Origin of the sequence: Okeania sp. SIO3B5 (genome assembly GCF_010692555.1) — a bacterium.
In the GTDB taxonomy this organism is placed as follows: domain Bacteria; phylum Cyanobacteriota; class Cyanobacteriia; order Cyanobacteriales; family Microcoleaceae; genus Okeania.
The window spans coordinates 29,180-40,241 of record NZ_JAAHHG010000043.1; the positions used below are offsets into that span (position 1 = coordinate 29,180).

Consider the following 11,062-nt stretch of genomic DNA (forward strand, 5'->3'; position numbering starts at 1 on the left):
CACCTTTCCTTCGACTGCTATAAATACAGCAGAAGGAAGAAGGAAAAATCTGGTGGAGTTTCTGCGTAAGTCCTGATAAAATAATAGTCAAGTATTGATATAAAATTATGCCTGCTAAAGATATATTCCATGATGCTGTTAAAAACGCCTTAATCAAAGAAAATTGGACAATTACTGATGACCCCCTTTATCTAGAATTTGGTGGAGTTGATATGTATGTCGATCTGGGTGCTGAAAAACTTATTGGTGCTGAAAAAGAGGGAAAAAAAATCGCAGTTGAAATCAAAAGTTTTCTTCGACAGTCTCTAATTTCTGAATTTCATAGCGCCTTGGGGCAATTTATTAACTATCGAACAGTATTAAGGAGGAATCAAACAGGTATAACTCTCTATTTAGCTATATCTGAAGATGCTTATGAAAGTTTTTTTACTCTTATTTTCACCCAAGTAGTAGTTGAAGAAAATGAAATTAAATTAATTGTCTATGATGCGAAAAAGGAGGTTATTGTGCAATGGAAAAATTAGCTAAATATCGAGAAAATATCAAAAAGATTATTAGCGACTATAGTCAATATAAACCATCTTATGGAGATATAGAAGTACAAATTATTTTTGATGAAGAACGAGACCATTATCAACTGATAAATGTAGGTTGGCACGGCAATAGACGAGTACGGGGTTGTGTGTTGCAAATAGATATTAAAAATGAAAAAATTTGGATACAACATGATGGTACAGAAATTGGTATTGCTAGTGAATTAGTAGATTTAGGAGTACCATCGTCAGATATTGTTCTAGCTTTTCACGCACCCTATAAACGAAAATATACAGGTTTTGCTGTGTCTTGAAAAGAAAAAAAACACAGTTTCTATGCAAAACTAAACCTACTGTATAATAGACATCTCCAATAATAAAAAATCAAATCAATTATCGCACAGAAATTATCAATTCTTCCCCTCCTGGGAGGGCTATGCTTTACCCACATATTTCTTAACATAAAACTTGACAAAACTGACAAATTATGGGTAAGTCTTAGTTCGGCTTTTTTGGGAGAAAAATGTATGAAAAAGCACATTTATCCGTGAAATTTTAAGTATTTTTACTTAGATAATATGATTTTTTCTCCGTGTCTCCCCCTCTCCGTGTCTCCCCGTCCGCACAAGGGTTTCAGGAGTTATGGGTAAGGGATAGCTGGGAGGGGGAGGGGCGAGGGGTGGGTTCCCTACTCCCTACTCCCTCTTTTCTGGAGATGTCTAATTGTCAACGTTCGGAGGATATTTTGGGAACACCATCACACAAACGCTTATCGCTTTCACTAACAGTGGGGTTATTTTCTAGGTAGTCGCGCATCCAGTCACAAGCCCACTGATGGAGGCGATCGAACGATTCTATATTTCGCCACAATTTTACTGTTTTGTCAGCACTGACAGTGGCAATAGTCTCTCCATCGGGACTAAATGCTATACCATTGACCCAATTCTGATGCCCGGTGAGAGTCTGCAATAATTTCCCCTGTTGGTTCCACAATTTTCCTGTTTTGTCAGCGCTGGCAGTAGCAATAATTTCTCCATCCGGGCTAAATGCTATACCATTTACCCAATTCTGGTGCCCAGTGAGAGTCTGCAATAATTTTCCCTGTTGGTTCCACAATTTTCCTGTTTTGTCAGCGCTGGCAGTAGCAATAATTTCTCCATCCGGACTAAATGCTACACTCAAGACTGAATTATTATGACCGATGAGAGTTTGCAATAATTTCCCCTTTTGATTCCACAATTTTACTGTATTGTCAGCACTGGCAGTAGCAATAATTTCTCCATCCGGACTAAAGGCTACACCATTGACCGAATTATCATGGCCGATGAGAGTCTGCAATAATTTCCCCTGTTGGTTCCACAATTTTACTGTCTTGTCACCGCTGGCAGTGGCAATAGTCTCTCCATCAGGACTAAATGCTATACCATCGACTGTATCCTCATGCCCGGTGAGAGTCTGCAATAATTTTCCCTGTTGGTTCCACAATTTTACTGTATTGTCACCACTGGCAGTGGCAATAGTCTCTCCATCCGGACTAAATGCTATACCTCTAACCCAATTCTGATGCCCGGTGAGAGTCTGCAATAATTTTCCCTTTTGGTTCCACAATTTTCCTGTATTATCACTACTGGCAGTAGCAATAGTCTCTCCATCCGGACTAAAGGCTATACCATTGACCCAATTCTGATGCCCGGTGAGAGTCTGCAATAATTTTCCCTTTTGGTTCCACAATTTTACTGTCTTGTCATCACTGGCAGTAGCAATAGTTTCTCCATCGGGGCTAAATGCTACACCCCAGACCCAATTTTGATGCCCGGTAAGAGTCTGCAATAATTTTCCTTTTTGGTTCCACAATTTTACTGTATTATCACTACTGGCAGTGGCAATAGTCTCTCCATCAGGACTAAAGGCTATACCATTGACCCAATTATTATGCCCGGTAAGAGTCTGCAATAATTTTCCTTTTTGATTCCATAATTTGACTGTATTATCACTACTGGCAGTGGCAATAGTCTCTCCATCAGGACTAAAGGCTATACCATTTACCCAATTATCATGCCCGGTAAGAGTCTGCAATAATTTTCCTTTTTGATTCCATAATTTGACTGTATTATCACTACTGGCAGTGGCAATAGTCTCTCCATCAGGACTAAAGGCTATACCATTTACCCAATTATCATGCCCGGTAAGAGTCCACAATAATTTTCCCTTTTGATTCCATAATTTCACTGTATTGTCAGCACTGGCAGTGGCAATAGTCTCTCCATCGGGACTAAATGCTACAGCTCTGACCGTATCCTCATGGGCGCTAAGAGTCTGCAATAATTTTCCTTTTTGGTTCCACAATTTCACTGTATTGTCAGCACTGGCAGTAGCAATAGTCTTTCCATCAGGACTAAATGCTACACCTCTGATGTTATCCTCATGAGCGGAAAGAGTCTGCAATAATTTTCCTTTTTGGTTCCACAATTTCACTGTATTGTCAGCACTGGCAGTGGCAATAGTCTCTCCATCGGAACTAAATGCTACACCAAAGACCCTATCCTCATGTCCCTGAAGGTAGTTAAGTTCTTGATACTTTCCATCATCTGTATACATAGCTTGACTCAGAGCATCTGTAATTTGCATTTTGCTATCAACCTGGGGTTGGAATATTAAATTAGACTTTGGTAGTTGTTTTACTGCTCTTAAAGCTTGCAGCATTGCTTCCCAATGTTTATTTGACTCAGATAATAATTTAGCAGTAATACTGTTTCGCACTGCTTTTGCTTCTGCTACCTTGAAACTTGCTCGCCAGACTGTCACTGCAGTAATAGTTGCTGCTATAAACGAGAGTACCAATACTGCAAAACTTATCCGCAGTCGCTTTTCTGCTTTCCGTTTCGCCTCATCCAATATTTGATTTGCCTTTGCCTGAGCATCCAATTTTATCTGCGCTTCTAACTTTTCCAGCTCGATCGCCTGTTTTTCTACCTCCTGAGCAGCAGCTAAAAATTGATAGTCGCGATCGCTCAGACTTTTATCAACCGACCACGCTAAAGCATCTGCCAATGCTTGACCCCGTAACAGTCGCGACTCATCCTTACATCCCGACTTCTCCCAAGCAGTAAATGCTTCAGAGTAAGGGCGCAACTTTCCTAACTCCTTTTCCACCCACTGGAGGTTAAATACTTCTCGATAAGTACGGTTAGCAACTTGTAACTGACCTTCTTGTTTTATTACTAAACCTGTGAGGCGAAGTTCCATTTGGTCAGGGTTGTCATTTGCCTGGGTGTGGGACCTACCCCTCGCCCCTCCCCCTCTCAGGAGGCAGTGGGGAGTATTACTTCTGAGTTCTGATTTCTGAGTTCTGACTTCTAAAGTGTGGGGAGTATCACTTCTGAGTTCTGATTTCTGAGTTCTGAGTTCTAAAGTGTGGGGGATTAAAACCTGCTGATATAAACCCAATAACCGACTTGCCCGTTTTTCATTGAATAAAAGGCGATCGCGAATGGTCTTTAAATGTTCTGGATCGTCATGTACTTGCCAATTGTCTATGATTTTCTGTCTGAGCAAATCGGCCACCCATTCCGTCTCCTGGCGATCGGGTACAATTTCTGGACTATCCTTAATTAATTTACAAACCTTCTGAGTCAAAAATGGTTGTCCCCCAGTCCAATCTAAAATTACCTCCATCAACTTATTAATATTGGTAGTTTTTTCCACTAAACCTTTTGCTAAGGGTTCTACTTCAGTTAACCGAAAACCTGTTAATTTTATCGGTCTACCAATATTAAAAGGAGTGTGTTTTTTCTCTTTAATTAAATCTGCCGGAGTTGCGACTCCTATCATCACAAAAGTTAATCGTTGATAATCTGAATTATTTGCCCGTTTGTTATAACAATCTCGGACAACTGCAAAAAAGTCATCAGTATTAAAAGGTAGGCTCAGTATACTATCTATTTCATCCAGAAAAATTACTATTTTCTCAGAAATTGTCGGCAATAAAGTTTCACCAATAAATTTACTAAAACGTTTGACATTAGAAAGTTGACTATTATTTTCCCACAGTTCTTCAATATCAAAATAATCGTCTAAATTTAAGCTAGTTAAAATAGTATCAATAATACTGGCATACCATTCTGAAGGGGTAATATCATGGGTGCCAATTTCTGTCATATCAATACTGACACAGGCAATATTTTCCTGTTGTAAGCGTTGCATGGTTTTGACCCGTAAACTAGATTTTCCCATTTGTCGGGAGTTTAAAACATAGCAAAATTCTCCATTTTTTAAGTCTTGATATAAGTCTTCATCAGCTTGTCTTTTGACATAAGTTGTGGCATTAAGTGGGAGACTACCACCGACATAATATTCGTAATTATTCATAGTTAATATAATTAATATGTAAGCATTCAGCCGTCAGCTATCAGCACTTCAGCTATTGCTTTTAATTTAAGATAAAAGCTTTATTAATTGTCTTACTAGAAAAGTTGATTCCCTTGCTCTTAAAGTCAGTTGTTAATTTAAACACTGTCCTATATGAGATAGTCTTTTTGCTGTTAACGCAGTTCCTCCGGAGGAGGTTAGCTGACAGCAAGCTAGCTGTTTGCGCAGCATTCCGCAGGAAATGCTTAGGTTAATATAGTTAAGTAGGTAGGGATAATTAAATCTCACGAAGTCCGCAGCAGGCTTCATTAATGGATAATGGATAATTACCTCTAGTTAGGGTTTGCTGAAAAAGTCTTATGGGTGAAGGTAGGAGACAGGAGAAATGGGAATTTGGAGGAGGTAGGAGCTAAGTTTTGTTCCAAGATTGTTCTGCCCAACTCTTGACCAAAATCCTGAATTTTTGAACCATTACCACCTAAAACCTCGCACTTTTTCCAGACCTAAAATTACTCAAACCAATATCAGTCAATAAGCGCGATATTTAATCAGCAAACCCTAGTTAAAACCGTTACGGAATTGAATATCAGGAAATATTATTTCTCCTCGCTGGCCGATCATCGACCAAGAAAAAAGAATAAATTTTCCCTACCGCGTCAATCCTATCCGTTTTCAAGGAGAGGTAATTATTAATAATTAATAATTAATAATTAATTGTTGAAGCTACGCTTCACTGGCAATGACGACCTTAGTCGGGTGTTCTGTAATGAAACATAATGTCTGGACAATAGGATTTTTAACTGGACTAATATTAAGTTTAAGTAACATTGATAGAGCTGTGACAGTTCAATCTAAATCAGTTGATAATTTGGCACAATCTCAAGATATTGCTAGGTCAGCTAAACTTACAGCTAGTCAACTGGAACGGTTAGTTTCTATAGATAAAAAAAAGATAGAACTAGGAGAAAAAAGTAAGAAAGGTATAGATGAATTTAAAGTCATTTTACCAACTTTTATTCCACCTGGTTTCAATGTAGATGACCTAGAAATTATAGATAATAACTCGGAATTAAGTTACAGACTTGTTTATCGAAATAGTAATAATTCCTGTTTTTATCTGATTAAGACAACGAATTTAAAACCTCGTCAGTCTCCTGACTATGGTATCAATGTTTGGGAAGTTGTTGAAGTTGATTCACCTATTTTGGGAAAGGTTTATCTTGACTACTATCAATCTGGTGTGATATCTAGTCAGCCTTGTATTAGATTAAGAACGTCTGAAAATATCGAATTTGAATCTCCAGTATGGGCAAAAAAATGCAAAGTTATTAGTATGCAAGAAGCAGTTAAAATTATAGAATCTTTGCAATACTTAAGTCCTTAAAGTAGAAGGTAAAAAAATGAAACTTAACATAATGAAACTTAAGATCTGGAAAATAGTTTTTTTAACAGGACTAATATTAAGTTTAATTAACATTGATAAAGCTGTGACAATTCAATCGAAATCCGTTGATACTTTAGCGCAATCTCAAGGTATTGCTAGGTCAGCTAAACTTACAGCTAGTCAACTAAAGCGCTTAGTTTATGTAGACAAAAAAAAGATAGAGCTAGTAGGGGGAAGAGGTCATATAACTATAGATGAATTTAAAGTCATTGTATCAACTTTTATTCCCCCTGGTTTCAAGGTAGATAAACTAGAAATTATAGATAACCAATCGGCATTAAGTTACTATATTGTGTACCGAAATTCTAATAATTATTGTTTCCTAGTTTATAGAAGAGAAAATCCATACCGTCCTTTTAATTTTATCGGTCTACTATCAATATTAAAAGGAGTGCGTTTTTTATCCTTAATTAAATCTGCTGGAGTTGCAACTCCTATCATGGCAAAAGTTAACCGTTGATAATCAGAATTATTATCTCGTTTGTTATAAAAACTTCGGATAACTGCAAAAAAATCATCAATATTAAAAGGTAGGCTGAGGGTACTATCTATTTCATCAATAAAAATTACAATATGTTGCTCAATTGAAGGCAATAAAATTTCACTAATAAACTTACTAAATCGTTTCACATTAGAAAGTTTACTATCAGCCTCCCAAAGTTCCTCAATATCAAAATCATCATCTAAATTTAAACCATTCAAAATAGTATCAATAATACTGGCATACCACTCTGAAGGGGTAATATCATTGGTACCAATTTCTTTCATATCAATACTGACACAAGCAATATTTTCCTGTTGTAAACGTTGTATTGTTTTGATCCGCAAACTAGATTTACCCATTTGCCGGGAGTTTAAAACATAACAAAAATATCCATTTTTCAAACCTTGATATAAGTCTTCATCAGCTTGTCTTTTGACATAAGTTGTGGCGTAAAGTGGAAGACTACCACCAAGATAATATTCGTAATTATTCATAATTAATATAATTAGGGTTTGCGCTCAAAAGTCTTTTAGTAGGGGTAGGAGACAGGAGACAGGAGACAGGAGGAATGGGAATTTATAGGGGGTAGAAGTAAGAATTTTCCAAAGATTGTCTTGCCCAACTATGCGCCTAAAATACTAACTTTTTAAGCGTTTTAGACTAAAACAGGCGCACTTTTTTCTACACTACCTACTCCCTAAAGTCCTAGAATTTTGTACCTCATCAACTCCAAAACTGCTGTAATTATTGATATTTGTACTTGATACACTCTATAGCAATTATTACTAACTGATAACTGATAACTGTTCACTGAAATAACCCAACACCATCACACAAACGTTTATCGCTTTCACTGACAGTGGGGTTATTTTCAAGGTAGTCACGCATCCAGTTGCAAGCCCACTCATAAGGAAACCTCCAACCATTCCATAATTTCACTGTATTGTCATAACTTGCAGTGGCAATAGTCTCTCCATCAGGGCTAAATGCTACACCCCTAAAACTCTCATGGCCGGTGAGAGTCTGCAATAATTCCCCCTGACGGTTCCATAACTTCACTGTTTTGTCAAGACTAGCAGTGGCAATAGTCTCTCCATCAGGACTAAATGCTACACCTGTAACCGAAAACTTATGACTGGTTAGAGCCTGCAATAATTGACCCTTACGGTTCCATAACTTTACTATATTGTCACGACTAGCAGTGGCAATAGTTTCTCCATCCGGGCTAAATGCTACATCATCAACCGAATTCTCATGCCCAGTGAGAGTCTGCAACAATTCCCCCTGACGGTTCCATAACTTTGCTGTTTTGTCATAACTAGCAGTGGCAATAGCCTCTCCATCGGGACTAAATGCTACATCCCAGACCGCATCCTCATGGCCGATGAGAGTCTGCAATAATTGACCCTGATGGTTCCACAACTTTACTGTATTGTCACCACTAGCAGAAGCAATAGTCTCTCCATCAGGACTAAATGCTACACCATAAACCGAATCCTTATGGCCGATGAGAGTCTGCAATAATTGACCCTGACGGTTCCACAACTTTGCTGTATTGTCACCACTAGCAGAAGCAATAGTCTCTCCATCGGGACTAAATGCTACACCATAAACCGAATCCTTATGGCCGATGAGAGTCTGCAATAATTGACCCTGACGGTTCCACAACTTCACTGTATTGTCAGCAGTGGCAATAGTCTCTCCATCGGGGCTAAATGCTACATCCTCAACCGGATACTTATGACTGATGAGAGTCTGCAATAAATTTCCCTGACGGCTCCACAACTTTGCTGTATCGTCACCACTAGCAGAAGCAATAGTCTCTCCATCGGGACTAAATGCTACACCATAAACCGAATCCTTATGGCCGATGAGAGTCTGCAATAATTGACCCTGACGGTTCCACAACTTCACTGTATTGTCAGCAGTGGCAATAGTCTCTCCATCGGGGCTAAATGCTACATCCTCAACCGGATACTTATGGCCGGTGAGAGTCTGCAATAATTCCCCCTGGCGGTTCCACAACTTCACTGTTTTGTCATAACTTGCAGTTGCTATAGTCTCCCCATCCGGACTAAATGCTACATCCCAGACCGCATCCTCATGCCCAGTGAGAGTCTGCAATAATTTACCCTGACGATTCCACAACTTCACTGTTTTGTCATAACTTGCAGTGGCAATAGTCTCTCCATCGGGGCTAAATGCTATACCCTCAACCGGATACTTATGCCCAGTGAGAGTCTGCAATAATTGACTCTGACGGTTCCACAACTTCACTGTATTGTCATAACTTGCAGTTGCTATAGTCTCTCCATCGGGACTAAATGCTACATCATTGAGGGCATTCTCATGGCCGATGAGAGTCTGCAATAATTTGCCCTGACGGTTCCACAACTTCACTGTTTTGTCACGACTCCCAGTAGCAATAGCTTCTCCATCGGGACTAAATGCTACACCTAAGAACAAATTCTCATAGCCGGTGAAAGTTTGCAATAATTTGCCCTGACGGTTCCACAGCTTCACTGTTTTGTCAAGACTTGCAGTTGCAATAGTCTCTCCATCCTGACTAAATGTTACATCCCAGACCGCATCCTCATGCCCATGAAGGCGGTTAATTTCTCGGTACTTTCCATCATCTATATTATATACAGCTTGACTCAGAGCATCTGTTACTTGCATCTTGCTATCCGCCTGGGGTTGGAAGATGAGGTTAGACTTTGGTAGTTGTTTAGCTGCTCTTAAAGCTTGCAACAATGCCTCCCAATATTGATTTGAGTCAGATAATAACTTGGCAGTAATACTTTTACGCACTGCTTCTGCTTCCGCAACCTCGAGATTTGCCCGCCAAACCGTAACTCCAGTAATAGCTGCGACTATAAACGATAGTACCAATACTGCAAAACTTATTCGCAGTCGTTTTTCTGCTTTCTGTTTCACTTCATCCAATATCTGATTTGCCTTTGCCTGAGCATCCAACTCTATCTGCGCTTCCAACTTTTCCAGCTCGATCACGTGTTTCTCCACTTCCTGGGCAGCAGCTAAAAATTGATAGTCGCGATCGCTCAGACTTTTATCTACAGACCACGCTAAAGCATCTGCCAATGCTTGACCCCGTAACAGTCGCGACTCATCCTTACATCCCGACTTCTCCCAAGCATTAAATGCTTCAGAGTAAGGGCGCAACTTTCCCAACTCCTTTTCCACCCACAGTAAATTAAACACTTCTTGATAAATGCGGTTAGCAACTTGTAAGCGTCCTTCTTGTTTTATTACTAAACCTGTGAGGCGGAGTTCCATTTGCTCAGGGTTATCACCTGCTATTATCCCTCCACTATTCAAAACCTGCTGATACAAACCCAATAACCTACTCGCCCGTTTTTCATTAAATAAAAGGCGATCACGAATGGTCTTTAAATGTTCTGGGTCATCATGTACTTGCCAATTGTCTATTATTCTCTGTCTGAGTAAATCGGCCACCCATTCGGCTTCCTGGCCATTAGGTACAATTTCTGGACGATCCTTAATTAACTTACAAACTTTCTGGGTCAAAAACGGTTGGCCTCCGGTCCAATCTAACACTACCTTCATCAACTTATTAATATTGGTAGTTTTTTCTACTAAACCTTTTGCCAATGGCTCAACTTCAGCTAACCGAAAACCTGTTAATTTTATCGCTCTACCAATATTAAAAGGAGTGCGTTTTTTTTCCTTAATTAAATCTGCTGGAGTTGCGACTCCTATCATAGCAAAAGTCAACTTTTGACAATCATAATTATCAGACCGCTTATTATAACAATCTCGGATAACTGCAAAAAAATCATCAATATTAAAAGGTAGACTGATGGTACTGTCTATTTCATCAATAAAAATCACAATATTTTGAGAAATAGATGGCAATAAAATTTCACCGATAAATTTACTAAAACGTTTCACATTAGAAAGTTGGCTATTAGCTTCCCAAAGTTCTTCAATATCAAAATCATCATCTAAATTTAAGCCAGTCAAAATAGTATCAATAATACTGGCATACCATTCTGAAGGGGTAATATCATGGGTGCCAATTTCTGTCATATCAATACTGACACAGGCAATATTTTCCTGTTGTATCCTTCTTGAAGAAATTTATGAACTTGTCTGTCTGGAACTACATTCAACTTTGATTAAAATATTATTCTATGCAACTTTATTATGGCAACTTCTTATAAATTTGGTATTAGATTCGAGGTTTTATCC

At 38.7% G+C, this 11,062-nt stretch carries 6 protein-coding genes; 3 read left to right on the forward strand and 3 right to left on the reverse strand.

From position 1 onward, the window contains the following. The first annotated feature begins 107 nt into the window (after nucleotides 1-107). Together F6K54_RS08845 and F6K54_RS08850 are read left to right on the forward strand one after the other, a co-directional pair. A complete protein-coding gene (locus F6K54_RS08845; RefSeq protein WP_293076599.1) occupies nucleotides 108-524 on the forward strand; it encodes a XisH family protein in 417 nt (138 codons plus the stop codon). Beyond that, the gene (locus F6K54_RS08850; protein ID WP_293076601.1) at nucleotides 512-847 is read left to right on the forward strand and encodes a XisI protein; all 336 of its coding nucleotides are present in this window, start codon (nucleotides 512-514) and stop codon (nucleotides 845-847) included. Before F6K54_RS08845 ends, F6K54_RS08850 begins: the two co-directional genes overlap by 13 nt. Before the next feature lie 412 nt (nucleotides 848-1,259). On the opposite strand, the gene F6K54_RS08855 is transcribed toward F6K54_RS08850, so the two are convergent. After that, the gene (locus tag F6K54_RS08855) at nucleotides 1,260-4,901 is read right to left on the reverse strand and encodes an AAA-like domain-containing protein (protein ID WP_293076602.1); all 3,642 of its coding nucleotides are present in this window, start codon (nucleotides 4,899-4,901) and stop codon (nucleotides 1,260-1,262) included. Nucleotides 4,902-5,667: 766 nt separating this feature from the next. Here F6K54_RS08855 and F6K54_RS08860 point away from each other — a divergent pair. Continuing rightward, nucleotides 5,668-6,285, forward strand: a complete 618-nt coding sequence (locus tag F6K54_RS08860; RefSeq protein WP_293076604.1) for a hypothetical protein — start codon at nucleotides 5,668-5,670, stop codon at nucleotides 6,283-6,285. A gap of 387 nt (nucleotides 6,286-6,672) precedes the next feature. Here F6K54_RS08860 and F6K54_RS08865 read toward each other — a convergent pair whose 3' ends face one another. Both F6K54_RS08865 and F6K54_RS08870 read right to left on the reverse strand, forming a co-directional pair. Then, a complete protein-coding gene (locus F6K54_RS08865) occupies nucleotides 6,673-7,323 on the reverse strand; it encodes an AAA-like domain-containing protein (RefSeq protein WP_366558082.1) in 651 nt (216 codons plus the stop codon). Between the two features lie 313 nt (nucleotides 7,324-7,636). Further along, on the reverse strand, nucleotides 7,637-10,951 hold the full coding sequence (locus tag F6K54_RS08870; RefSeq protein ID WP_366558083.1) for an AAA-like domain-containing protein: 3,315 nt from the start codon (nucleotides 10,949-10,951) through the stop codon (nucleotides 7,637-7,639). Nucleotides 10,952-11,062: the final 111 nt, after the last annotated feature.